The sequence below is a fragment of the Streptomyces sp. NPDC056296 genome (assembly GCF_042268605.1).
Classification (GTDB): domain Bacteria; phylum Actinomycetota; class Actinomycetes; order Streptomycetales; family Streptomycetaceae; genus Streptomyces.
On the sequence record NZ_JBHJRX010000038.1, the window covers coordinates 32070 to 56376 of the forward strand.

The window sequence follows — 24307 nt, forward strand, 5'->3', positions numbered from 1 at the left end:
ACCCGCCGGCGCCGCCCAATTATGTGAGGTACATCACCTACCTCTGACGGGGTGCCAGATCACCCGCGGACCGCCCGCGGCTCACCCGTAGGTGTCGCCAGGGCCCCGGCTGCCGGGCGCTCGCAGCGGCCCGTAACGACGGCCGGGACCGCCGGCACCACCGGGCCCCAGCACCTTGATCAGCCGTACCGACCCGTGCCCGAGATCCTCGTTCAGGCGGGCCACCAGCGTCGGGGCGAGCAACCGCAGATTCGTCGCCCACGCCGTCGAGTCGCAGCGGACGACCAGCACCCGCTCGTCCTCGTCGTACCGCTCCGGCACACAGTGCTTCGCCACGTCCGCACCGACGATCTCCGGCCAGCGGCCCATCACCCCGCCCACCGCGGCCGGCGTCTCCCAGCCGCGCTCGGTGATCAGCCGGTTGATCGCCGAACCCAACGCCATCGGGTCGCGGCCGTCGGCACGCGCCCCGGAGCGCAGGCCCCCGCGCCGCGCCTGCTTCTTCTGCTGCGCGGCGTCCCCACGCGCGCGTGCCGCCTCCCGCGCCGCCCTGAGCGCCACGCGCGCGAGATCGACACCCGACGGCTCCGGGCTCCCGCCCTTGCCGGTGCCCCTGCCGTCGCCGGTGCCGTTGGCGTCGCCATTGCCGGACGACTGCCCGGGAAGCGGTTCGTCCGCGCTCATACGCGCTCCACCGCGCCCTCGGCCACCGTGAACCGCGCACCCGCCAGCACACCCGGAACGTCGTCATCGACCGCGGCCGTCACCAGCACCTGCTCACCGGGCGCCACCAACTCGGCCAGCCGCTCCCGGCGCCGCGCGTCCAGCTCGGCGAAAACGTCGTCGAGGACGAGGACCGGCTCATTGCCCTCCGCCCTGAGAAGGTCGAACGACGCCAGCCGCAACGCCAGGGCGTACGACCACGACTCGCCGTGGGAGGCGTACCCCTTGGCGGGCAGCGAGCCGAGTTTGAGAAGCAGATCGTCACGATGGGGCCCCACCAGGGTGACGCCCCGCTCGATCTCCTGCTTGCGCGCCTCGGCGAGCGCGGCCATCAGCTGCTCGAACAGATCCTCGCGCGTGTGCGCCTCGCCGGGTGCCGAGGGCTTGTACTCCAGGGCGACGGGGCCACCACCCGGCGCCAGCTGCTCGTACGCCTTGTCCGCCAGCGGCTGCACGGCGGCGATCAGGTCGAGGCGCTGAGCCAGCAGCTCGGCACCCGCGCGCGCGAGGTGCTGGTCCCAGACGTCGAGGGTGGACAGGTCCATCGTGCGCCCGCCGTGCCGACGCGCGAGCGCCGCCGACTTCAGCAGGGTGTTGCGCTGCTTGAGGACACGGTCGTAGTCGGAGCGCACTCCGGCCATGCGCGGGGAGCGGGCGGTGATCAGCTCGTCCAGGAAGCGGCGCCGCTCACCGGGGTCGCCCTTCACCAGCGCGAGGTCCTCGGGCGCGAACAGCACGGTGCGCACGATGCCGAGCACGTCACGTGGCTTGACCTGCGTGGATCTGTTGATACGGGCACGGTTGGCGCGGCCCGGGTTCAGCTCCAGCTCGATCAGCTGCTGCCGTTCGCCCTGCCTGACCTGGGCGCGGATCACGGCGCGCTCGGTGCCCATGCGGACCAGGGGCGCGTCGGAGGAGACCCGGTGACTGCCGAGCGTGGCGAGATAGCCGACCGCCTCGACGAGATTCGTCTTGCCCTGCCCGTTCGGCCCGACGAAGGCGGTGACGCCCGGGTCCAGCGGAACCTCGACCCGGGCGTACGAGCGGAAGTCGGCCAGCGACAGATGCGTGACGTGCATGGTCGTTCGCCGACCTCCCCAACCTTCGGGTGTTGACCTTCCGGTGTTGACCTTCGGGTGTTGCTTACTTCTTCTCGACCGCGTGGCCGCCGAACTGATTGCGCAGCGCGGCGATCATCTTCATCTGCGGCGAGTCGTCCTGCCGGGACGCGAACCGCGCGAACAGCGACGCCGTGATCGCCGGCAGGGGCACCGCGTTGTCGATCGCGGCTTCCACAGTCCAGCGTCCCTCACCGGAGTCCTGTGCATAACCCCGCAGGTCACCCAGGTGCTCGTCCTCGTCGAGCGCGTTGACCGCCAGGTCCAGCAGCCAGGAACGGATCACCGTCCCCTCCTGCCAGGACCGGAAGACCTCGCGGACGTTCTCCACGGAGTCGACCTTCTCCAGCAGCTCCCAGCCCTCGGCATAGGCCTGCATCATCGCGTACTCGATGCCGTTGTGGACCATCTTCGCGAAGTGGCCCGCGCCCACCTTGCCGGCGTGCACGGCACCGAAGTCGCCCTCCGGCTTGAGGGCGTCGAAGACCGGCTGCACCTTGGCGACGTTCTCGGCGTCGCCGCCGTACATCAGCGCGTAGCCGTTCTCCAGGCCCCACACGCCGCCGGAGACCCCGCAGTCGACGAAGCCTATGCCCTTGGCGGCCAGCTCCTCGGCGTGCTTCTCGTCGTCCGTCCAGCGGGAGTTCCCGCCGTCCACGACCACGTCACCGGGCTCCAGCAGCTCGCCGAGCCGGTCGACGGTGGCCTGAGTGGCCTCGCCGGCCGGGACCATGACCCAGACCACGCGCGGGGCGGCGAGCTTGCCCACAAGCTCTTCCAGGCTGTGGACATCGGCGAGGTCCGGATTGCGGTCGTATCCGACGACGGTGTGGCCCGCGCGGCGGATCCGCTCGCGCATGTTGCCGCCCATCTTGCCGAGGCCGACGAGACCGAGCTCCATCAGTTGCGTTCCTTAGGTGTGCGAGGTGGCGGGACGGCACGTCCTAACCCGCCGGATGCGTGCCGCGGCACTTTCGTACCCACGTCCGAGCCTAAACCCGGACGCCCGTGCACAGCTGTGGGCGTACGCGCTCATACGTACGCCCTCACCTGCGGGTTTGTCCCCACCTTGTGGACCGCTGACGCCGAGCCCGGAGGACTCGACTGCTCAGCCGCTCAGCCGCTCAGCCGCTCAGCCGCACCGGCATGATCAGGTACTTGTAGGCGTCGTCGGCCTCGGCGTCCACCGCGGGCTTGCCGCTGAGCAGCGCCGGCTTCGTGGACGTCGTGAAGGACAGCTGCGCCACCGGCGAGTCGATCGCGCTCAGGCCGTCCAGCAGGAACGTCGGGTTGAAGGCGATCGAGATGTCGTCGCCCTCCAACTGCGCGTCGACCCTTTCCACAGCCTGTGCGTCGTCGCTGGAGCCGGCCTCCAGGATGAGCACGCCCTGCTCGAAGCTGAGCCGCACCGGGGTGTTGCGCTCGGCGACCAGGGCCACGCGCTTGACGGCCTCCACGAAGGGGGCGGTCTCGATCACGGCGACGCTGTTGAACTCCGTCGGGAACAGCGTCTTGTACTTCGGGAGGTCGCCCTCCAGCAGACGCGTCGTCGTCCGGCGGCCCGCGCCCTCGAAACCGATCAGGCCCTCGCCCGCACCCGAGCCGGACAGCGCCAGGATCACCTGGTCGCCGCTGGTCAGTGCCTTGGCGGTGTCCTGGAGCGTCTTGGCGGGCACCAGGGCGACCGCGGAGACCTCGGGGTTCTCCGGCTTCCACAGGAACTCGCGGACCGCGAAGCGGTAGCGGTCGGTGGAGGCGAGCGTCACCGAGTCGCCCTCGATCTCGATGCGCACACCGGTGAGGACGGGCAGCGTGTCGTCCCGGCCGGCGGCGATGGCGACCTGCTGCACGGCGGAGGCGAAGACCTCGCCGGGGACCGTGCCGGTCGCCTCCGGCATCTGCGGCAGCGCCGGGTACTCCTCCACCGGCAGGGTGTGGAGGGTGAACCGCGAGGAGCCGCAGACCACCGTCGCCCGTACACCGTCTGTGGAAATCTCCACCGGCCGGTTGGGGAGGGCGCGGGAGATGTCGGCGAGCAGGCGGCCGGAGACGAGGACCGTGCCCTCCTCGTCGATCTCCGCCTCCACCGAGACCCGCGCGGAGACCTCGTAGTCGAAGCTGGACAGGCTCAGCTGCCCCTCCTCGGCCTTCAGCAGCAGGCCCGCGAGGACCGGCGCCGGCGGACGGGCCGGGAGGCTGCGAGCCGCCCAGGCCACTGCCTCCGCGAGTACGTCGCGTTCCACCCGGATCTTCACTGTTGCCGCCTCCTGCTGTTGCCGGCGCTTCTCGCCCTGCCTGGCCTTCGTCGTGTGGGTCGGTGTCGTCGGTCCCGGTGAGGGGCAGAACACCGGGGACCAGTCTGACGCACCCCACTGACAGTAGGTGCCGTTCGGGGTCAAGTCGTGACGAGGGGCGGTCGGGCCCGAGAGAGCGAGTTGTGCACAGGACCCGCTTCGAAACGAATTCCGCACTCTCTCTAGTCGCTAGTAGTAGTAGGGCCTGTGGATACCGTGGATAACCTCGTTTGCCCAGGTCAGAGCAGGAATTTTGTCCACCGACCCTGTGGGCGGAGCCGGTGGACAACCGGGCGTATCTGTGGAGAACAGAAAGTTCTGCACACTCCGTGCACAGGAAGAGGCGAGTTCTCCCCAGAGCCGTCCCCAGGCTTGCCCATGTTTCCCACAGCCCAACCTGGCACCTTGATGTGACGCCTTTCACTCGACGCGGTGACAGGGCGCGTCGCGTTGCCGAACAGTGGACAGGCATGTGGAGAAGCTGGGGATCGCTGGGGACAACCCGCTCCAGCCTGTGGGTTGCCCGTGGACAACTGGATGCACAGCCTGTGGATCATTTCTTCGTCCACAGGCTGTGGAGATCGTTCGTCCACGAATCCACAGGGAGCTGACCTGCCCTGATGATCCCTCAACACCCTGGCCTGTGGACAGGATCGGGACAACTTCCCAGTCCCCAAGGTGTGGACGGAAAAAAGTCGCCGAATCTGTGGAGGACGCCCGTAACCCGGCAGGTATTCGAACAGCGGGCAGGACGGCAGTGCGATCCCCCGGGCGCACAAAGGGCGCCCCAGGATGTCCAGGGGCGCCCGTGCGGCCGGTGCCGGCGGCCGTCAGCCGTTCTTGATGCGGTTGGTCAGCTCGGTCACCTGGTTGTAGATGGAGCGCCGCTCGGCCATCAGATTGCGGATCTTGCGGTCGGCGTGCATCACCGTGGTGTGGTCCCGGCCCCCGAACAGCGCGCCGATCTTCGGCAGCGAGAGGTCCGTCAGCTCGCGGCACAGGTACATGGCGATCTGCCGGGCCGTCACCAGCGCGCGTCCGCGCGAGGTGCCGCACAGGTCCTCGACGGTGAGGCCGAAGTAGTCGGCGGTGGCGCCCATGATGGCCGTGGACGTGATCTCGGGGGCGGAGTCCTCGCCGCCGGGGATCAGGTCCTTGAGGACGATCTCCGTCAGGCCCAGGTCGACCGGCTGCCGGTTGAGGGAGGCGAACGCCGTCACCCGGATCAGCGCGCCCTCCAGCTCGCGGATGTTGCGCGAGATGCGGGACGCGATGAACTCGAGTACCTCGGGTGGGGCGTTGAGCTGCTCCTGTACGGCCTTCTTGCGCAGGATCGCGATGCGGGTCTCCAGCTCGGGCGGCTGGACGTCGGTGATCAGGCCCCACTCGAAACGGTTCCGCAGCCGGTCCTCCAGCGTGACCAGCTGCTTGGGCGGCCGGTCGGAGGAGAGCACGATCTGCTTGTTGGCGTTGTGGAGCGTGTTGAAGGTGTGGAAGAACTCCTCCTGCGTCGACTCCTTGTCCGCGAGGAACTGGATGTCGTCGACGAGCAGGATGTCCATCTCGCGGTAGCGCTTGCGGAAGCTGTCGCCCTTGCCGTCGCGGATGGAGTTGATGAACTCGTTGGTGAACTCCTCGGAGCTCACGTACCGCACGCGCGTGCCGGGGTAGAGGCTGCGGGCGTAGTGCCCGATGGCGTGCAGGAGGTGGGTCTTGCCCAGGCCCGACTCCCCGTAGATGAAGAGGGGGTTGTAGGCCTTCGCGGGCGCTTCGGCGACGGCGACGGCGGCCGCGTGGGCGAAGCGGTTGGAGGCGCCGATGACGAAGGTGTCGAAGAGGTACTTCGGGTTCAGCCGTGCGGTCGGCTCGCCGGGGCCGGTCGCCGGCGCGGGCTGTGCGGCCAGCGGGCCGGGGGCGCCGGTGGCGGGGCCCGGGCCGACGGGGCCGCCGCGGTGGACGTGGCCGGAGCCGGACGGCGACTCGGGCAGGTCCCGGCGGGGGCTGCGCTGGTCGTAGTCGCCGCGCGGCTGGTCGTAGTCGTTGCGGGGCTGCTCGTGGTCGCCGCGCTCGTGACCGCCGCGCTCGTGACCGCCGCGCTCGTAGTCACCGCGGTCGTAGTCACTGCGGTCGTAGTCACCGCGGTCATATTTACCGCGCTGGGAGTCGTACGGCGGGCGGTCAGGCGACTGCGGACGGTAGTCCTGCTGGTACGAGTCCTTCGGGTAGGGCTCCTGGCCGTAGGAGTCCTGCGGCGGTGTCGCGTAGGGGTCGCGCTCGGGGAAGCCGAGGCGCTGCTGCTGCCAGCCGTAGTCGTCCTGCTGCGCCGGGCGCGGCCAGGAGCCGGGCTCGGGGCGCTGGTACTCCTGCGGGTAGGCGGGGCGGGCGGTGGGGAGCTGGTCGGCGCGGTGGCGGCCGTATCCCTCGTACTCGTCGCGGCCGCCGCCCTGACCCTGGTGGCCGGGGGCCGGGAGCTCGGGCTCCTCGTAGCGGGGCTGCGGGCGGGCGGGCTGCGCCTGAGGGGCCGGCGGCGAAGGGTCGCCGGCGGTGTCGTCGACGGTGATCGCGATGCGGATGGGCCGGCCGCATTCGCGGCTCAGGGTCTCGCTGACGACGGGGGCGAGGCGGCCCTCCAGTACGCCTTTCGCAAATTCGTTCGGTACGGCGAGCAGAGCGGTGTCGGCGACCAGCGCGAGGGGCTGGCAGCGCCGGATCCAGTGCTCGTCCTTCGACTCGACACCCTGCCCGCGGCCCTCCCCGAGGAGTTGCTCCAGTACGCGTGGCCACACTGCGGCAAGATCGGCAGGTACGTCAGCCACAGGGCACGCTCTCTCACGGGTCCCTCGAAGGTGTGATTCGGGGACGGCTCGGGATGAAACTCGGGTGGGGCAGGGATATGGGAACGAATCGGAGTCCAGTCACGGTAGTCAGCGCGGCCGGTAGGGTTCAAGTTGTTGTCCCCAGCCTGTGGACAAGTGTCTCCCGGTCACCGCTGGTTTGACCGAATGGCGCAGTCCCACGTACCGTAACCAGGTCGAGTTGTCGATGGCTGCTGCCGCCTGCCTCCGATGGGCACAGGTCACGTCCAAGGTGATCGAAAAGCGGTGCACTCGGGCGTAACGCGAGCTACTCGTGGGCGCACGGTGACAGCCAGGACGGCACCCCGCCAACCCCGATTCTTTCTGGAGCCCCCGAGTGAGCAAGCGCACCTTCCAGCCGAACAACCGTCGCCGCGCGAAGACCCACGGCTTTCGGCTGCGTATGCGTACCCGTGCCGGCCGCGCGATTCTCGCGACTCGCCGCAGCAAGGGTCGCGCCCGTCTGTCCGCCTGATCCCGGTCAGGTCATGACATCGTGCTGCCCACCGAGAACCGGCTGAGGCGGCGCGAGGACTTCGCGACCGCGGTACGACGAGGTCGCCGGGCCGGCCGTCCGGCCCTCGTCGTCCACCTTCGAAGCGGTGCCACGGACCCGCACGCGCCTGGGGAGAGCGCTCCCCCGACACGTGCGGGTTTCGTCGTGAGCAAAGCTGTGGGTGGTGCGGTGGTGCGCAACAAGGTGAAGCGCAGGCTTCGCCATCTGATGCGCGACCGGATCGACCTGTTTCCCCCCGGTAGCCTGGTAGTCGTACGAGCGCTACCCGGTGCGGGTGACGCCGACCATGCACAGCTGGCCCGAGACCTGGACGCCGCCCTGGAGCGGCTACTGGGAGGGGGCGCGCGATGAAGTACCCGCTGCTGGCTCTGATCAAGCTGTACCAGTGGACGATCAGTCCGCTGCTGGGGCCGGTGTGCAAGTACTACCCGTCGTGTTCCCACTACGGCTACACGGCCGTCGACCGGCACGGTGCTCTCAAGGGCACGGCGCTCACCGCCTGGCGCATCCTGCGGTGCAATCCGTGGTCGCTGGGCGGCGTGGACCATGTTCCGCCGCGGAAGCGCCCGCGGTGGCACGAAATGCTGCGTGGCGCCTGGCGTGCACGCAAGGGCGGGCCCTCCGCCGCCGAACCGGCCATCGAAGGACAGGCTTCTCCCACGAGTCCGTCCGGTCCTTCGAGCCCGGCCGCAGAGACCCAGTCCCATGCCCAAGGAGCATGATTAGTGGACACGATTGCCAGCCTCTTCAGCTTCATCACGACACCTGTCTCCTGGGTCATCGTCCAGTTCCACAGCGTGTACGGCGCCATCTTCGGCCCGGACACCGGATGGGCCTGGGGCCTGTCCATCGTGTCCCTGGTGATCCTCATCCGTATCTGCCTGATCCCGCTCTTCGTGAAGCAGATCAAGGCGACGCGCGGGATGCAGACGCTCCAGCCGGAGATGAAGAAGATCCAGGAGCGCTACAAGAACGACAAGCAGCGCCAGTCCGAAGAGATGATGAAGCTGTACAAGGAGACGGGTACCAACCCGCTCTCCTCGTGTCTTCCCATCCTGGCGCAGTCCCCGTTCTTCTTCGCCCTGTACCACGTGCTCAACAGCATCGCGTCGAACGACACCATCGGCGTGATCAACGACCGACTGCTGGAGAGCGCCCAGAAGGCTCACATCTTCGGTGCGCCGCTGGCCTCGAAGTTCACCGACGGTGCTTCCAAGGTGGAGGCTCTCGGGTCCTCGCTGACGGACGTCCGGGTCGTCACCGCGATCATGATCGTGCTGATGTCGGCGTCGCAGTTCTTCACCCAGCGCCAGCTGATGACCAAGAACGTCGACACGACGGTGAAGACGCCATTCATGCAGCAGCAGAAGATGCTGATGTACGTCTTCCCGGTCATGTTCGCCGTCTTCGGCATCAACTTCCCCGTCGGTGTCCTCGTCTACTGGCTGACCACGAACGTGTGGACCATGGGTCAGCAGATGTACGTCATCCGCAACAACCCGACGCCGGGTTCCAAGGCCCAGTCCGCCTATCTGGAGCGCCTGCACAAGAGCGTCACCCAGCACGGCAAGACGCGTGGCCGTGGTGAGAGGGCCATCGTGAAGGCCATCGTCGCCAAGGGCCGGGACCGCAACGAGTTCGAGCGGAAGTTCATCAACGGGCTGAACAAGTCGGGCCTCGCGGCCCAGGCCGACGGCACCGTGATGAAGAGTGACACCGCTGTCGCCGCCCAGACCGAGGACGGCGCGGACGCGACCGCCTCGGCCACGCCCAAGCGCCAGCAGCCCAAGCGGCAGAGCAAGTCTCAGCGCCAGTCCACGAAGGCGGCCGGCGAGTCCGAGCCCAAGACCTCGCTGACCAAGTCGGACGAGCCGCAAGACGGCAGGCAGGACGCCAAGCCTGCCGCCGCCAAGAAGCCGGCGCAGAAGTCCGGCGGCGGTGGCCGCAGCAAGGCCCAGTCCGGACAGCGCAAGGGCCCGCAGCGGCCCAAGTCCCCGTCGAAGAAGTAAGAAGGAGTCCATCCCGTGACGGAAGGCACCACCTCCGCCGCTGCCGAGGGCGCAGACACCCTGACTCGCCTCGAGAACGAGGGCGAGATCGCCGCGGACTACCTGGAGGGTCTGCTCGACATCGCCGACCTCGACGGCGACATCGACATGGACGTCGAGGCCGACCGTGCCTCTGTCTCGATCATCAGCGACTCGAACAGCCGTGACTTGCAGAAGCTGGTCGGCCGGGACGGCGAGGTGCTGGAGGCTCTGCAGGAGCTCACGCGCCTGGCCGTGCACCGGGAGACCGGCGACCGCAGTCGACTGATGCTCGACATCGCGGGTTACCGGGCCACGAAGCGGGCGGAGCTCTCCGAGCTGGGCGCCAAGGCCGCGGCCGAGGTCAGGAGCAGCGGCGAGTCCGTGCGAATGAAGCCGATGACACCGTTCGAGCGCAAGGTCGTGCACGACGCGGTCAAGGCGGCGGGGCTGCGCAGCGAGTCCGAGGGCGAGGAGCCGGAGCGCTTCGTCGTCGTGCTTCCTGCCTGATCGGTCCTCTCGTTCTCCGGCCCCGTCTGTTGCGCAGGCGGGGCCGAACTTTGTCAGCCTGATAGTTCTGGTGGTTCTGATAGCGGCGACTGGTGCGCCGGTGCCGTACGGAAGGACGGTCCCCGTGACGGAGGCAGCGGAGCTTCCCCCTGTGCCCGAGCAGGCACGTGACGTGTTCGGCGATCGGTACGCGGACGCGGTCCGCTACGCGGAACTGCTCGCCGAGGCAGGGGTGAAGCGCGGTCTGATCGGTCCGCGTGAGGTTCCCCGCCTGTGGGAGCGGCATCTGCTGAACTGCGCGGTGCTCTCGGAGGTCGTGCCCGAGGGCGTGACGGTGTGCGACGTCGGTTCGGGTGCCGGATTGCCGGGGATCCCACTGGCGCTCGTCCGGGAGGACCTGAAGATCACGCTCCTGGAGCCGCTGCTGCGGCGCACGAACTTCCTGACCGAGGTCGTGGAGCTGCTGGGCCTGGACCATGTCACCGTCGTGCGTGGCCGGGCCGAGGAGGTCATGGGGAAGATGCCGCCGGTGCATGTGGTGACCGCCCGTGCCGTTGCTCCGCTGGACCGCCTGGCCACGTGGGGGGTTCCGCTGCTGCGCCCGTACGGCGAGATGCTCGCTCTCAAGGGCGACACGGCCGAGGAGGAACTGAAGGCCGCGGCCACGGCGCTGAGCAAGTTGGGTGCCGTGGAGACGTCCATTCTGCACGTCGGTGAAGGGGTCGTGGACCCGATGTCCACCGTGGTGCGGGTCGAGGTCGGGGAGAGCCCGGGTGGCGTGCGTTTCGCCGCCAAGCGGGCCAAGGCGGCCCGGACAGGGCGTGCCCGGCGGCGTCGCGGATAGCCTCATTCGGTTGCTGCGGCACCGTCAGCGCTGATGCGTCCTGATGGTGAGCCGTACTCCACACAAGCTGCCAAACCTATGCATGCCGGAGTGTCGCGGCATTTCGGCATCGGCTGCTGTGCATCGTGTTTCACGTGAAACGTCGCTCACTGCTGCACGGCATCATCAGTCGCGGCCGCGCCGCGGCCGACCCCCGCGATCGAAAGCCTCTCGGGGCGCTCGGAGAGGGCGGGGAGTTGTCCACAGAGGTGGATTTCTCCACAGAAGGCCAGGCCTCACTGGTTCATGACCCCGAAGACATGGGAGGCTCTGTTCATTGCGAGCCTGAAGTCGAGGAGAGTGAATCCTTGCGGTCCGACGCCAATATCGCGGGACCGATGACCGATCCGGTCCCCGGTCCCCGTACCGAGTCGATGGGGGCGGATGTTTCACGTGAAACACCGCCTCCGATGGACGACACTCCGATCGGTCGTGCTGCCCAACTGGCGGTGGAAGCCCTGGACCGCGCCGGCGAGGGACTGCCACGGCCGGAGCAGACCAGGGTCATGGTGGTCGCCAATCAGAAGGGCGGTGTGGGCAAAACGACGACGACCGTCAACCTTGCCGCGTCGCTTGCCCTGCACGGTGCCCGGGTCCTGGTCGTCGACCTCGACCCGCAGGGCAACGCCTCCACCGCGCTGGGCATCGACCACCACGCCGACGTCCCATCCATCTACGACGTGCTGGTCGAGAGCAGGCCGCTCTCGGAGGTGGTCCAGCCGGTCCCCGACGTCGAGGGCCTCTTCTGCGCGCCCGCCACCATCGATCTCGCCGGTGCGGAGATCGAGCTGGTCTCTCTGGTGGCACGTGAGAGCCGGCTTCAGCGGGCGATCCAGGCATACGAGCAGCCGCTGGACTACATCCTCATCGACTGCCCGCCCTCCCTCGGCCTGCTGACGGTCAACGCGCTTGTCGCGGGCCAGGAGGTACTGATCCCGATCCAGTGCGAGTACTACGCGCTGGAAGGGCTGGGACAGCTGCTGCGCAACGTCGACCTGGTCCGCGGGCACCTCAACCCCACTCTGCATGTGTCGACGATCCTGCTCACCATGTACGACGGCCGGACGCGGCTCGCGTCCCAGGTCGCCGACGAGGTGCGCAGCCACTTCGGCGACGAGGTGCTGCGGACGAGCATTCCTCGCTCGGTCCGAATCTCCGAGGCCCCGAGCTACGGGCAGACGGTACTGACCTACGATCCAGGATCGAGCGGAGCCCTCTCCTATCTGGAGGCGGCACGAGAGATCGCGCTGAAGGGCGTGGGCGTCAGCTACGACGCGACGCATGCCCATATCGGCGCACAGAACGACCCGAGCATGGTGGAGGGGATCCAGTGAGTGAGCGACGGAGGGGGCTGGGCCGTGGTCTGGGCGCACTGATCCCCAATGCTCCGACGGAGAAGTCGGTGGCATCGGCGGCGCTGGGGAATGCGGCTTCCGCGTCCCCGGGGACGATGCCCCTGCTGCCGAACGACCGCGGTGTGGCCGCGGCGAAGGTGGCCACGCTGCCGCCTGTTCCACGTGAAACGGAGGAGTCGGCGGCATCCGGTACGGCATCGAGGGGGGCATCGAGTGGGGTGGACTCGCTCAGGTCGCCCGTAGGGGCGCACTTCGCGGAGGTCCCGCTCGACGCCATCACGCCGAACCCGAAGCAGCCGCGTAAGGACTTCGACGACGACGCACTGGCCGAACTCGTCACCTCCATCAGGGAGGTCGGCCTCCTCCAACCGGTCGTCGTCCGGCAGACGGGGCCCGGGCGCTACGAGCTCATCATGGGTGAGCGCCGGTTCCGGGCTTGCCGGGAGCTGGAGATGGAGGCCATCCCGGCGATCGTGCGGGCCACGGAGGACGAGAAGCTTCTCCTGGACGCGCTGCTGGAGAACCTTCACCGGGCTCAGCTGAACCCGCTGGAAGAGGCCTTCGCCTACGACCAGCTGCTGAAGGACTTCAACTGCACGCACGACCAGCTGGCGGACCGCATCGGTCGTTCCCGCCCGCAGGTCTCCAACACGCTGCGTCTGCTGAAGCTCTCGCCGAAGGTGCAGAACCGGGTGGCTGCCGGGGTACTTTCCGCCGGGCACGCGCGTGCGCTGCTCTCCGTGGATGACCCGGAGGACCAGGATCGGCTGGCCCATCGGATCGTGGCCGAAGGGCTCTCGGTGCGGTCGGTCGAGGAGATCGTGACCCTGATGGGGTCCCGGCCGCAGAAGGCGCAGCGGGCCAAGGGACCGCGGGCCGGTTCCCTGGTCTCGCCGGCGCTTTCCGACCTGGCGACGCGGCTCTCGGACCGCTTCGAGACGCGGGTGAAGGTCGACCTGGGGCAGAAGAAGGGCAAGATCACCGTGGAGTTCGCTTCCATGGAGGACCTTGAGCGGATCCTCGGGAGCCTCGCTCCCGGTGAAGGGCCCGTGCTGCAGAAGGGCCTTCTGGAGGGCGAAGCGGAAGAGTTCGACTCCTGAGACTCGGGCCGGTGGAGCACTCGTCGGTGCTCCACCGGCCGATGGGGCGGGTCGTGTCCGGTGGGTACCGGAACACGGCCCGCCCTTTGCTGTCCGTCGGTGTCGGGGTCACCGCATCGTGGATACGATGCGATCGGGAAGGCGCAAGCACCTGGCAGTACCTCTGAGAGGCAGGCAGGGGCCATGCGATCGATGAGTCGCACCGGACTGGTGAGCGCGGGCTTGGGGCTGGGCGCGGTCGGTGGGTTCATCGGCAGCCTGCTCAGGGAACGGAGCGCTCTGACAGCCGCCCGCGACGCGGCGGGCGAAGGAAGCGAGGAACAGCCTTCATGGGGCGCCGGCTCGTACCGCTCACGCTGGACAACCTTCAGGACCTTCCCCAGCGCTGTCGCTCGTGTGTCTTCTGGGAGCTGGATCCCGTCAGCGGCGAAGCCGCGGTAAAGGCGGGCACGCCGACCCTGGAGAAGGAATCCTGGATTTCCGCCGTCCTGCTGGACTGGGGATCATGCGGCCGGGTGGTGTACGTGGACGACGTCCCGGTGGGCTTCGTCCTCTACGCACCTCCCGCCTACGTCCCGCGCTCGACGGCGTTTCCCACGAGCCCCGTCTCGCCCGACGCCGTGCAGCTGATGACCGCGTTCGTGATGCCGGGCTATCAGGGTCAAGGGTTGGGCCGGGTGATGGTTCAGACGGTCGCCAAGGATCTGCTGCGCCGGGGCTTCAAAGCGATCGAGGCGTTCGGGGACGCCCGCTGGAAGGAGCCCGCCTGCGTTCTGCCGGCGGACCATTTGCTGGCCGTGGGCTTCAAGACGGTTCGGCCCCATCCCAGCCATCCGCGGCTGCGGCTGGATCTCCGGTCCACACTGTCCTGGAAGGAAGACGTGGAGACGGCGCTGGACCGGCTGCTCGGAGCTGTCCAGAAGGAACCCGTGTTGCGACCGCTGTAGCGGAGTGCAATGTGGAGGGCCGCAGTAAAGCGAATGGGCCGACCCGTCCGGGTCGGCCCATTCGTGTTTCACGTGAAACGTCAGTCGGCGCGTCAGTCGGCGATGAAGTCCTCGAGGTCGCGAACGATCGCGGCCTTCGGCTTGGCGCCGACGATGGTCTTGGCGACCTCGCCGCCCTGGTAGACGTTCAGGGTCGGGATGGACATGACGCCGTACTTGGCGGCCGTACCCGGGTTCTCGTCGATGTTCAGTTTGACGATCTCGATCTTGTCGCCGTACTCGGCGGCGATGGCCTCGAGGGACGGCGCGATCTGACGGCACGGACCGCACCAGGCGGCCCAGAAGTCCACCAGGACAGGCTTGTCGTTCTTGAGGACGTCCTGCTCGAAGGAGTCGTCGGTCACTTGCTTGAGGGTGCCGGCCACGGCGGGCTCCTTAACTGGTTGGTGCGCGGGGCGGATGGGGGTCAGACGGTGGTCTTCTCGGGCTCTGCCTTGTCCTCGTCAGTGAGTGCGGCGAGGAAGCGCTCGGCGTCGAGTGCGGCGGAGCAGCCGGTGCCGGCGGCGGTGATCGCCTGGCGGTAGGTGTGGTCGACCACATCTCCTGCGCCGAAGACGCCGGTGAGGTTGGTGCGGGTCGACGGGGCATCGACCTTCAGGTAGCCCTCCGGGTCCAGGTCGAGCTGGCTCTTGAAAAGCTCGGTGCGCGGGTCGTGGCCGATCGCGATGAACAGGCCGGTCACCCCCAGATCCGAGAGCTCGCCGGTCTTGACGTTGCGCAGCTTCAGGCCCGACAGCTTCTGGTCGCCCTGGACCTCGGCGACCTCGCTGTCCCAGACGAACGAGATCTTGGGGTCGGCGAAGGCGCGCTCCTGCATCGCCTTGGAGGCGCGCAGGGTGTCACGGCGGTGGACGATCGTCACGGACTTGGCGAAGCGGGAGAGGAACGTGGCCTCCTCCATCGCGGTGTCACCGCCGCCGATCACGGCGATGTCCTGGTCCTTGAAGAAGAAGCCGTCACAGGTCGCGCACCACGAGACGCCGCGGCCGGACAGGGCGTCCTCGTTCGGCAGACCGAGCTTGCGGTGCTGGGAGCCGGTGGTGATGATGACGGCCTTGGCCTGGTGGACCGTGCCCGCGGTGTCGGTGACGGTCTTGATCTCACCGGTCAGGTCGACGGCGACGACATCGTCCGGGATCAGCTCGGCGCCGAAGCGCTCCGCCTGGGCGCGCATGTTGTCCATGAGCTCGGGGCCCATGATGCCGTCCTGGAAGCCCGGGAAGTTCTCCACCTCGGTGGTGTTCATCAGGGCACCGCCCGCGGTGACGGCGCCCTCGAACACCAGCGGCTTCAGCGACGCGCGCGCGGTGTAGAGCGCCGCCGTGTAGCCGGCGGGCCCGGAGCCGATGATGATCACGTTTCGGACGTCGCTCACGGCTTCATTCCTCGTCTCTGGACTGCGTCTTCAGGGCCGGGTGGAGCTTCTCTCGGAGCTCTCACCCCACCCAACGGATCCTACGGGGCGCGCATTCCCGCTGTGTCCGGGCACACGGAGCCGAGGAGCCGGGCACAGCAGGAAGAGGCCTGGCGCGAGAGCTCAGGACCGCGCGTAGGAGTGCTTCAAAAGGATCTCGGCCTTGCTGACAGCAGGCTGGGCCACACACGTCGACTCGACGATGTACGCGGTGACACGGCTGTCGTTCGAGGCGTCGGGCAGCACCACGAGCAGCGCTTCCTTGCCCTTGTAGACGCCTTCCTTCGTGGCGAGCGCCGCGTCGTCGCGGCCGATGCCCTTCCGGACGCATTCGGGGACCGTCGGCTGCTTGAAGACGCGGTTCTCTCCACCGGTCTCGGACTCCATGCCGAAGCTGCGCGGTGTACGCGGTCCGTTCTGCGCGCCGCCCTGCTCCTTGGCGACGAGATCGGCGACCTGCTCCTTCAACTTTCCTTCGGAGAAGGTGTCCGCGAGCGCGGTGTCGTCGGACGGGCTGCCCCCGGTGACGGAGGAGACGATCACGGAGCCGAGCCCGATGGCGGCAGCGGCGGCCACCGCACCGAGGACGGCGATCCTGCGTCGCCCGCTTCGCTTGCGGTCCTTGCGGCCGGGGCCGGTGGAGGAAGAGCGGGCGTGCCCGGAGGGTCGGTCCGTCGCGGCTGATGTTTCACGTGAAACACGACGCGCGCTGTCATTCCCCTCGGATGCGGCGGGCGCGGCAGCGGCAGGCGTCGGCGTCGGCTCCAGGGGGTCCGGCACGGTGGAGCTCAGCAGTGCCTCGGCCGCCAGGGCGGCGTCGATTCGGCCGGCCACGTCGTCGGGCATCCGCGTCGGCCCCGGCAGCGTGCCGAGCAGTCCCTGGATCTCCTCCAGCGACGCGTACACGTCCGCGCAGAGCTCGCAGGTCTCCAGGTGCTGTCGTACGTCCGTGATCCGGGACGGCGGGAGCAGGCCTTCGGCGAGGTCGGAGATCTCCGCGACGTCCGGGTGCCCGGTCATGTCTGTCGTCGACGACGTCACGCTCGTCCACCTCCGCCCTTCACTGCGGCTGAATCGCTCGGCCCTGCGTCCGGCGGGTCCGCACGGTGCGGTCCCGCTGCGGGTGGGACGGATGCCCCCTGCGTCCGGTTCCGTTTCGCACCCGGCTTCGTGTCCTCGCCGCTGCCGTCCGGGCGCAGGTGAGTGAGGAGCGGCAGGAGTCTGGCTCTGCCTCGGGCGCATCGGCTCTTGATCGTGCCGGTCGGCACGTCGAGGATCCGGGCGGCCTCCGCGACGGGGTAGCCCTGCATGTCGACCAGGACGAGGGCGGCCCGCTGGTCGGCCGGCAGGGTACCCAGAGCCTCCAGCAGTTGGCGGTGCAGGTCGTTGCGCTCTGCGGGGGCGGAGGCCGACTCGTGCGGCTCCAGGAGCTGCTCCAGGCGCTCGGTGTCGTCGACGGGGGCGGTCTTCCGGGAAGCGGCCTTGCGGGCGCGGTCCAGGCAGGCGTTCACCGTGATCCGGTGCAGCCACGTCGTGACGGCTGCCTGGCCGCGGAAGGTGTGGGCGGCGCGATAGGCGGAGACGAGCGCGTCCTGAACGGCGTCAGCGGCCTCCTCCCGGTCCCCCAGCGTCCGCAGGGCCACCGCCCAGAGCCGGTCCCGGTGACGGCGCACGAGCTCACCGAAGGCGTCGGGGTCGCCTTCTACGTGGCGGGCGAGGAGGTCCTGATCGCTCACGCCGTCACGACTCGTGCTGGCCGCCATCGCACCCCCTCCCTGCGGCAGATGCCGTCAGCTGGTCACCTTGATGTCCGCCAGGCGGCCGCGCCATTTCCCGTCCGACTGCATCGGTAGATCATCGGTGAGCCACACCAGGAGGTACCGGCTCTGGACGGCCTTGCCCGGCTTGAGTTCCACCGTGGTGCCCGAGCCCTCAGCGACCTTGCTGTACTCGTCGAAGGACGCCGGTTCCGCCGTGGCGTCCTTGTTCGCGCTGCGCAGCTCGACGGAGGTGTTCCCGACGAAGGTGGCGGTCACTTTTCCGACCTGCTGGACCTTGCCAAGGTCCACGATGACGCCGACCCCCGGCTTGAGGCGGCCGAAGTCGGAACTGAGGTAATAGTCCGTCTGCCAATAGCTGGACGTACTGTCGTCGTAGACGTTCCCTATCTCGGACGGCTTCTCGGACTGGTCGCCGAAGGGGTCGAAGTCCCGGGCGTCGACGATGGGCACCGGCTTACCGGCCACCGGGACCTTCGGGCTCTTGTCGTCGTCGCCGTCCGTCGTCTGCGTCCGGTTCTGGTCGTCCGCCTTGCCGCCCCGTTCCATGATGGCGTCCGCGAGCTGCCAGCTGCCCAGGCCGAGCGCGGCGATGAGCAGGGCGGAGACGCTCCACTTCAGTGCCTTGCCGGTGCGGCTCTGCAACGGGGGCGGCGGGGTCTGCACCGGCTGGGTGACGCCGGGGTGCGGTGCCGGACGGCCGTAGGCGCCCTGCTGATAGGCCGTGCGCTGGTACGAGGGCGGCGCGGTGTAGGCAGGCTCCGGCGGGCGGATGCGGGGCATCTCGCCGATCGCCTTCACCAGTTCCTCCGGCGTGGTGCACGGAGACTCGTGGCGGGAGGCGGTGGCGCCGTCGTTGGCGAGCGCCCGCATGGCGAGCTCGGACAGGCCGCGGTGGACGCCCGCGCGCACCTGGTCCGGGGGGATCAGCCCGATGTCCTTGGGCAGACCGGCCAGACCGTGGGCGTCGCTCTCGTACGGCCAGCGCTGGGTGAGCGTGGCGTACAGCAGGGCGCCGATCGCCTCGGTGTCGGTGCGCTGCGGGGTGTCGGAACTGATGCCGCGCAGCGCGGCGTTGACGGCGAGTCCGCGGATCCGCCACTGGCCCGTCGACGTCCGCAGCACCGCGGTGGGGCTCAGGCGCAGATGGGCGAGGCCCTCGCGGTGGGCGGCCGCCATGGCGCCCGCGACCTGACTCACCATCTGGTAGGCGTCGTACACCTCGAGCGGGCCGGAGGCGAGCAGAGCGGTCAGTTCGGTGGCGTCGGGGAGCCACTCGTGCACGACGTAGACGATGTCGTTGTCCTCGACGGCGTCGAGGACCTGGACGAAGCGGGGGTCGCCGAGAAGGGCGGAGGAACGTGCCGCGGCCAGCACGGAGCGGGCGCGTGAGTGGTCCGCCGGAAGAATGTGGACCCCGACGGCGCGGCGGAGTTTCTCGTCGACGGCCCGCCAGCTGCTGAAGCCGTCCAGACGGGTGACGCACTCCTCGAGGCGGTAGCGTCTGGCGAGTTTGTGCCCGCTGTGCAGTTCGGGAGGCGAGGCCTTGCCGGAATCCTCGCTCGTGGGGCTCCCCTGTGCCTCGTCGCTGTCCGTTTCCCGCTCCCGGTTGTTGGCCACCCCGTCGGCCGTGGACTGGTCCGCCTGGGCGGTCAGCGGCTCATCGCCGCTGTTGTCTGCCACGTCGACGGCAGCTGTGCTCCGTTCCGCCACCGTCGTTCCTGCCTCCCCATTCGATGCGCGCCGGCCGACTCCCGATGCGCGCAGTCCGACGCCGAACCCAATTGTGCCCACAGTCCGGCGCTATGCACGACACACGGCGGCGGACGATGGTTGTGCGCCTACCCCGGGTCTCAGCGTCCCAGGCGTCCGCGCACCATGCCGACCAGCGAGTTGACTTCCTCGATACGCATCCGGCGGGCGGCGACGAAGAAGACGCCGAACAGGAGCAGCCCGCCGGCCAGCAGCGCCGCGAACGACCCCAGTACGCCCTGGCCGAGCGCACGGCTGATCGCGTAGCAGGCCGCACCGCTGAGCAGGGCGGCCGGGACGGACGCGATGCACAGCCGAGCGTACGTCCGCAGCACCCGGGCGCCGTCCAGGTCCCCGCCGAGCCGCTTGCGCAGCCTGCGCCAGGCGACGCCCACGCCGATCACGTAGGCCAGGCCGTAGGAGGCGGCCATACCTACGACGGCCCAGCGCGCCGGGAGCAGGAAGAAGCACAGTGCCGAAGCGGCGGCGTTGAACACGGCCACAATGACGGTGTTGTAGAAGGGAGTCCGGGTGTCCTCGTAGGCGTAGAAGGCCCGCAGGACGACGTACTGCACCGAGTAGGGGATGAGACCGAGGCCGAAGGCCATCAGCATGAAGCCCATGTTGGTGGCTTCGCTGGTACCCGAGGAGCCGAACATGAGCGTGCACATCGGGATGCCGAGTGCAACGAAACCGAAGGAAACGGGAACGATGGCGACGGCTGTGGTGCGCAGCCCCTGAGAGATGTCGTCCCGGACCGCGCCACCATCGTTCTCGGACGCCGAGCGGGAGATGCGGGGCAACAGGGCCGCCATCAGGGAGACGGTGATGATGGCCTGAGGCAGGCCCCAGATCAGCTGGGCGTTGGCATAGGCGGCGAAGCCAGTGCCGTCGACGGGCGACGCCTTACCCGCGGCGGTGGACAGCTGGATGACGATCATGGCACCCGCCTGGTTGGCGAGGACGAACAGGACCGTCCACTTGGCGAGGGTGATGGCCTTGCCGAGTCCGTGGCCCTTCCAGTCGAAACGCGGCCGAACCCTGAACCCTGTCTCCCGCAGGTACGGAATCATGGCCAGGGCCTGCACGATGAGACCCAGCAGCACTCCGATGCCGAGCAGCCGCTCGCCCTCCGGCGGGATGCTCGTGACCTTCATCCCCGAGTTTTCCGCGGTGCCGTAGACCCAGATGAACATCCCCAGGGTCACGATGATGACGATGTTGTTCAGGACCGGGGTCCACATCATCGCGCCGAACCTGCCGCGGGCGTTGAGGATCTGCCCCATGACCACGTGGAGGCCCATGAAGAAGATCGAGGGCAGGAAGTAGCGGACGAAGGTGATGCCGACCTCGTTCGCGGCCGGGTCACTGGCCACTGGGTTGGACAGGAGCCGGATCAGTAGTGGCGCGGCGAAGACCGTGATCACGGTGAGTGCGCCGAGCGCCACCATGACGAGGGTCAGCAGACGGTTGGCGAACGCCTCGCCACCGTCGTCGTCCTCCTTCATCGCCCGCACCAGCTGAGGAACGAAGACCGAGTTGAGGCCGCCACCGACGGTGAGGATGTAGATCATCGTCGGCAGCTGATAGGCGACCTGGAAGGTGTCGCCGAGCAGTCCGACGCCCAGCGCCGAGACGATCAACGCCGACCGGATGAACCCGGTAAGCCGGGACACCATCGTGCCCGCCGCCATCACGGCGCTCGACTTCAGCAGGCCACCCGCACGCCCGCCCTTCTTGGGCGCGGCGGCGGGCTCGGGCTCCTGGAGGGGCGCCTCGGCCGCTTCCGGAGTGGGCGCCACCGCGTACTGGCCCGGCGCGGGCGCCGCGTGCTGCTGCTGACCGGGCGCCGGAGCGGGGCCGCCGTACTGGCCGTACGCCGGAGCGTTCCCGTACGGGTCGGGTCCCTGGTGCGCGCCGTACTGCCCCGGCCCCGGTGTCCCGTCGTACTGCCCCGGTGCCGGCGCGGGGGCGGGCACGGAGGCGTGGTCGTCGTAGGAGGGGTGGCCGCCGCCCTGCTGCTGGTCCCGGAAGAGGTGGGCGAAGGCGTCCGGCTCGTGGCGCTGCTCGCCGGCCTGGGTGACCAGGTCGTCCACGCCGACGAACTGGGTGGTCCGCGGGTCGTCGCCGTACGGCAGGTACTGGGTCGGGCCCTCCGGCTCGGGGGCCGGGGTCTGCGCCCAGACGCGTGGGTCGGGGGCGTAGGGGGACTGGGAGGGCTGGGAGTACAGCGGCTGCTGCGGCGGGTACGTGCCCGGAGGCGGCGGGGGGTGCGCGGCGCGGTCGTAGAGCGCCTCGGAGACCGGGTCCTGGGCGGAGAGGTCCTGCGCCCGGTAGGGATCCTGGTCGTAGGCGTCCTGGAGGTACATGTCCGCGGGCGGCTGCGGCGGTGCCTGGCCGGGGTCGGGCGGCGGACCCTCGGGGTGACCCGAGCCGTCCACGGTCTGACCGCGGTCACCGTCGTACGGCGCGTTCATGGTTACCCCACCTCATCGTCCCGGGCCCACCGGCCACGACATCCTCAACGGTCCACTCTCTCACCCGTGCCGGACGGGTCGGCGCTTTCCGCTGCGGTGTCCGGTGTCGGGTCACTCGGCTGCTCCGGGTCGCCTGCCCGGGGGCGTGCCTCGGACTCCTTCTTGAGACGTTCGCCGGAGCCTTCGGGGTTCTGCGGACCGTCCTCTGAGTTCCCGGAGTTCCCGGAGTTCTCCGAGTCCTCGGGCTCGTCCGCCTCGCCGGTTTCGCCCTTTTCCGCGTCACGGGCAGCGGCCCGCTTGCGCTGTGTGTACATCCGGAAGCCGGCGAGGACGAGCAGCAGGACACCGCCGCCGATGACGAGCATCACAGTGGCCGTGATCTCGGTGACCTTCACGTCGAAGGTGACGGGCTCGCCGTACTTCCGCCCGTCCATCGTGTACAGCTGGGCGATCACCGTCGCACGGCCGTTGGCGTTGGCCGACGTGGTGAACTTCACCGACTGGCTGTGGCCGCCGGAGACCGAGATCGGCTGCTCCTCGTAGTCGGCGCCATCGATCTCGAGCCGCGTCGGGTTGGTCGAGGTGAGCCGCAGGACCAGAGGGCCGACGTCCTGCACCAGGTTGTTCTGCACCGTCACGGGAATAGTGGCGCTGCGACCGGAGAGCTTCGTCTCCGACTTGTCGATCAGTTTGACCCGGTCGGTCAGCCCGTCGAGGTACGACTTCACGCCCTCGCGGAAGGACTCCGCCTCGGCGGCCCGGCCTCGCCACGACGCGGACACCTCCCGGTTCAGAGCCCGTCCGAACGGCGTCACCACGCGGGACGGGTCCGACAGGACGACCTTGAAGTTGTCGAGCGTGTCCTGTGTCCGTGCGGTCTGCACGAACGCCGTCCGGGGCAGTTCGTTCTTGCGCAGCGCCGAGGGGTAGGAGGAGGTTCCGGGAACCTTGGTGGTGGCGTCCGGGTCCGGCTTGGCCGTGGCGGCCGCCGCCAGCTTCTGGGACTCGGACCAGGTGCCGCCCTGCAGCGCCCGCAGCGCCTCGGCCATGGCGCGTGCCTGGTGCCCGGAGGGCATGCGCTGCGGGGCGACGACGACGCTGCGCTGCTTGCCGGTCTGGAGGCCCAGGGCCAGGCTCTGGGCGAGGAACCGCTGCACCGCGAGCGTGGACGTGGAGGCTCTCGTCAGATCGCCCTCGAACGCCGTGGACAGCCGGGCGTCCGCCACGACGGCCGTCGTGCCGCCGCCGATGGGGCGTGCCGCGGAGGGCGTGTAGGGCAGGCCGTTGGTCTCCTGGAGGCTGTCACTGCGTGCGATCACCTTGTCGGCGCCCGCGGAGGTGGCGACCTTGACGATCGACCCGTCGACGGCTCCCTCCACGGGCCAGGCGAAGTCGGTGTTCGGCTTCACGTGGAGGATCGGCTCGACCGTGTTGGCGATGACGTCCGTGGCACTCTTCAGCTGGTTCAGCGAACCGGTGACGTCCGTGCCGTTGTGGGCCAGGGACGCCAGGTCCGGGTCGGCGAAGGGAAGGGCGACGACCTCCTTGTCGGCCACCGCGTCCTGCAACTCGGCGAGCCACTGCTTGGCGATCTCCTGATGGGTGCCGGCGACCGTCTTGTCGCCGTCCCGGACACGGTAGCTGCCCGTCATCGCGTCGACGGAGGCCAGCAGGTCCGGGTCGACCACCCAGGTGACGTCGAGGTCCTTGCCCAGCGTCACCATCTGGTTCAGCCGGCCTCCGGGGGAGATCTCCTCGGCCAGGTCGTCGTTGAGGAAGACCGGTGTCTGCTCCTCGTTCGGTCCCGTCTCGGCGGCCATGTGCGTGGTCGAAACGAGCGGCCACAGAGCCGTCGTCTTCGTCCTGGGGTCGGCCTCGTCGGGCTGCCAGGGCAGGAAGGTCCGCTGGATGCCGAGGATCTGCTCCCAGGGCTGCGCGGAGGTCTCCCCGGACAGCGAGACGGCGAATTCGTAGACGCCGTCCTCGCCCAGGTCCAGGTCGTCGACCGGCACGGAGATGTTGAAGTGCTCGGCGACGCCGGGGGTGAGCTTGGAGAACTTCTCGGTGTACTTGTCGTCGATCTCCGGGGCGATGGTGCCCTGAAGATCATTGCCGTCCTTGGCGATCGCGTCGAGGGACGAGCGGGTGTTGACCTCGGGTCCCACGCGCAGGCCCACGTGGGCGTCGGTGACGGCCTGCTTGCCGTGGTTGGTCACGGTGCCCGACACGGTCACCGTGTCCCCGTCCGTGGGCGCGGAGGGTGTGAGTGAGTCGACTGCGACGGCCACCGAGCCCGAATCGGCGTCGGCCTTGGCCGAGGGCTGCCCGTCGGCGTGCGCCGAGCCGGCGGCCGGCAGCTGGACCAGACCGGCCAGCAGCGGCGCCCCGGCGAGCAGCGCCGTGGTGCGCCGTAGCCACCGGCGGGCAGGTGAGGGACTGGTCCCCTGGAAGTCTGCCGCCTCGGCCACGCGCTCGCCCGTCCCTCGTCGTGTCAGTG

At 69.1% G+C, this 24307-nt stretch carries 21 protein-coding genes; 9 read left to right on the top strand and 12 right to left on the bottom strand.

The window, feature by feature from the left end:
- Window positions 1-81 precede the first annotated feature (81 nt).
- The 5 genes from ACFCZF_RS26100 to dnaA all read right to left on the bottom strand — a co-directional run bounded on the left by ACFCZF_RS26100 (window position 82) and on the right by dnaA (window position 6951).
- Window positions 82-684 (bottom strand): DUF721 domain-containing protein, encoded by a 603-nt coding sequence (locus ACFCZF_RS26100; protein ID WP_376673705.1) that lies wholly within the window; start codon window positions 682-684, stop codon window positions 82-84.
- A complete protein-coding gene (gene recF / locus ACFCZF_RS26105; RefSeq protein ID WP_375906483.1) occupies window positions 681-1802 on the bottom strand; it encodes a DNA replication/repair protein RecF in 1122 nt (373 codons plus the stop codon). The genes ACFCZF_RS26100 and recF overlap by 4 nt, the downstream gene beginning before the upstream one ends.
- Window positions 1803-1866: 64 nt before the next feature.
- Window positions 1867-2742 carry a phosphogluconate dehydrogenase (NAD(+)-dependent, decarboxylating) gene (gnd, locus tag ACFCZF_RS26110; RefSeq protein WP_376673706.1) on the bottom strand — a complete coding sequence of 292 codons (876 nt, stop codon included), beginning with the start codon at window positions 2740-2742 and terminating at the stop codon, window positions 1867-1869.
- Window positions 2743-2965: 223 nt separating this feature from the next.
- Window positions 2966-4096 (bottom strand): DNA polymerase III subunit beta, encoded by a 1131-nt coding sequence (gene dnaN, locus ACFCZF_RS26115; RefSeq protein ID WP_375906477.1) that lies wholly within the window; start codon window positions 4094-4096, stop codon window positions 2966-2968.
- 869 nt (window positions 4097-4965) lie between these two features.
- Window positions 4966-6951: a chromosomal replication initiator protein DnaA gene (gene dnaA, locus ACFCZF_RS26120; RefSeq protein ID WP_376673707.1), complete on the bottom strand. Its 1986-nt coding sequence runs from the start codon at window positions 6949-6951 to the stop codon at window positions 4966-4968.
- Window positions 6952-7327: 376 nt separating this feature from the next.
- On the opposite strand from dnaA, the gene rpmH reads away from it, so the two are divergent.
- The 9 genes from rpmH (at window position 7328) to ACFCZF_RS26165 (ending at window position 14329) form a co-directional block, all read left to right on the top strand.
- Window positions 7328-7465, top strand: coding sequence for a 50S ribosomal protein L34 (gene rpmH / locus ACFCZF_RS26125; RefSeq protein ID WP_003975051.1), 138 nt, complete (start codon window positions 7328-7330; stop codon window positions 7463-7465).
- Window positions 7466-7486: 21 nt separating this feature from the next.
- On the top strand, window positions 7487-7858 hold the full coding sequence (gene rnpA / locus ACFCZF_RS26130; RefSeq protein ID WP_100048243.1) for a ribonuclease P protein component: 372 nt from the start codon (window positions 7487-7489) through the stop codon (window positions 7856-7858).
- Complete coding sequence (yidD, locus tag ACFCZF_RS26135; RefSeq protein ID WP_375906472.1) at window positions 7855-8229, top strand: membrane protein insertion efficiency factor YidD; 375 nt, start codon at window positions 7855-7857, stop codon at window positions 8227-8229. The genes rnpA and yidD overlap by 4 nt, the downstream gene beginning before the upstream one ends.
- Window positions 8230-8232: 3 nt before the next feature.
- On the top strand, window positions 8233-9516 hold the full coding sequence (gene yidC, locus ACFCZF_RS26140; RefSeq protein ID WP_376673708.1) for a membrane protein insertase YidC: 1284 nt from the start codon (window positions 8233-8235) through the stop codon (window positions 9514-9516).
- Between the two features lie 15 nt (window positions 9517-9531).
- A complete protein-coding gene (locus tag ACFCZF_RS26145; RefSeq protein ID WP_310872395.1) occupies window positions 9532-10044 on the top strand; it encodes a R3H domain-containing nucleic acid-binding protein in 513 nt (170 codons plus the stop codon).
- Window positions 10045-10168: 124 nt separating this feature from the next.
- Complete coding sequence (gene rsmG / locus ACFCZF_RS26150; protein ID WP_310872396.1) at window positions 10169-10888, top strand: 16S rRNA (guanine(527)-N(7))-methyltransferase RsmG; 720 nt, start codon at window positions 10169-10171, stop codon at window positions 10886-10888.
- Between the two features lie 299 nt (window positions 10889-11187).
- Window positions 11188-12261, top strand: a complete 1074-nt coding sequence (locus ACFCZF_RS26155) for a ParA family protein (RefSeq protein ID WP_310875815.1) — start codon at window positions 11188-11190, stop codon at window positions 12259-12261.
- Entirely contained in the window at window positions 12258-13382 is a 1125-nt protein-coding gene (locus ACFCZF_RS26160) for a ParB/RepB/Spo0J family partition protein (RefSeq protein ID WP_376673709.1), read from the top strand. Before ACFCZF_RS26155 ends, ACFCZF_RS26160 begins: the two co-directional genes overlap by 4 nt.
- A gap of 329 nt (window positions 13383-13711) precedes the next feature.
- Window positions 13712-14329: a GNAT family N-acetyltransferase gene (locus tag ACFCZF_RS26165; RefSeq protein ID WP_376673710.1), complete on the top strand. Its 618-nt coding sequence runs from the start codon at window positions 13712-13714 to the stop codon at window positions 14327-14329.
- Window positions 14330-14421: 92 nt separating this feature from the next.
- Here ACFCZF_RS26165 and trxA read toward each other — a convergent pair whose 3' ends face one another.
- From trxA to ACFCZF_RS26200, 7 genes are all read right to left on the bottom strand, one after another.
- Window positions 14422-14754: a thioredoxin gene (gene trxA / locus ACFCZF_RS26170; protein ID WP_121748009.1), complete on the bottom strand. Its 333-nt coding sequence runs from the start codon at window positions 14752-14754 to the stop codon at window positions 14422-14424.
- 41 nt (window positions 14755-14795) lie between these two features.
- The gene (gene trxB, locus ACFCZF_RS26175) at window positions 14796-15764 is read right to left on the bottom strand and encodes a thioredoxin-disulfide reductase (RefSeq protein WP_375906456.1); all 969 of its coding nucleotides are present in this window, start codon (window positions 15762-15764) and stop codon (window positions 14796-14798) included.
- A 162-nt stretch (window positions 15765-15926) separates the two neighbouring features.
- The gene (locus ACFCZF_RS26180) at window positions 15927-16823 is read right to left on the bottom strand and encodes an anti-sigma factor family protein (protein ID WP_376673733.1); all 897 of its coding nucleotides are present in this window, start codon (window positions 16821-16823) and stop codon (window positions 15927-15929) included.
- Between the two features lie 17 nt (window positions 16824-16840).
- Entirely contained in the window at window positions 16841-17566 is a 726-nt protein-coding gene (gene sigM, locus ACFCZF_RS26185) for an RNA polymerase sigma factor SigM (RefSeq protein ID WP_376673711.1), read from the bottom strand.
- Window positions 17567-17593: 27 nt separating this feature from the next.
- Entirely contained in the window at window positions 17594-19294 is a 1701-nt protein-coding gene (locus tag ACFCZF_RS26190) for a protein kinase family protein (RefSeq protein WP_376673712.1), read from the bottom strand.
- A 140-nt stretch (window positions 19295-19434) separates the two neighbouring features.
- Complete coding sequence (gene murJ / locus ACFCZF_RS26195; RefSeq protein WP_376673713.1) at window positions 19435-21810, bottom strand: murein biosynthesis integral membrane protein MurJ; 2376 nt, start codon at window positions 21808-21810, stop codon at window positions 19435-19437.
- A gap of 44 nt (window positions 21811-21854) precedes the next feature.
- Entirely contained in the window at window positions 21855-24278 is a 2424-nt protein-coding gene (locus tag ACFCZF_RS26200) for a DUF6049 family protein (protein WP_376673714.1), read from the bottom strand.
- Window positions 24279-24307: the final 29 nt, after the last annotated feature.

Excerpts from the sequence above, each read along its gene's own strand:
- ACFCZF_RS26100 (WP_376673705.1), bottom strand. The coding sequence starts at position 684 with ATGAGCGCGGACGAACCGCTTCCCGGGCAGTCGTCCGGCAATGGCGAC.
- recF (WP_375906483.1), bottom strand. The coding sequence starts at position 1,802 with ATGCACGTCACGCATCTGTCGCTGGCCGACTTCCGCTCGTACGCCCGG.
- gnd (WP_376673706.1), bottom strand. The coding sequence starts at position 2,742 with ATGGAGCTCGGTCTCGTCGGCCTCGGCAAGATGGGCGGCAACATGCGC.
- yidD (WP_375906472.1), top strand. The coding sequence starts at position 7,855 with ATGAAGTACCCGCTGCTGGCTCTGATCAAGCTGTACCAGTGGACGATC.
- ACFCZF_RS26155 (WP_310875815.1), top strand. The coding sequence starts at position 11,188 with ATGGGAGGCTCTGTTCATTGCGAGCCTGAAGTCGAGGAGAGTGAATCC.
- ACFCZF_RS26165 (WP_376673710.1), top strand. The coding sequence starts at position 13,712 with ATGGGGCGCCGGCTCGTACCGCTCACGCTGGACAACCTTCAGGACCTT.
- ACFCZF_RS26180 (WP_376673733.1), bottom strand. The coding sequence starts at position 16,823 with ATGACCGGGCACCCGGACGTCGCGGAGATCTCCGACCTCGCCGAAGGC.
- sigM (WP_376673711.1), bottom strand. The coding sequence starts at position 17,566 with ATGGCGGCCAGCACGAGTCGTGACGGCGTGAGCGATCAGGACCTCCTC.
- murJ (WP_376673713.1), bottom strand. The coding sequence starts at position 21,810 with ATGAACGCGCCGTACGACGGTGACCGCGGTCAGACCGTGGACGGCTCG.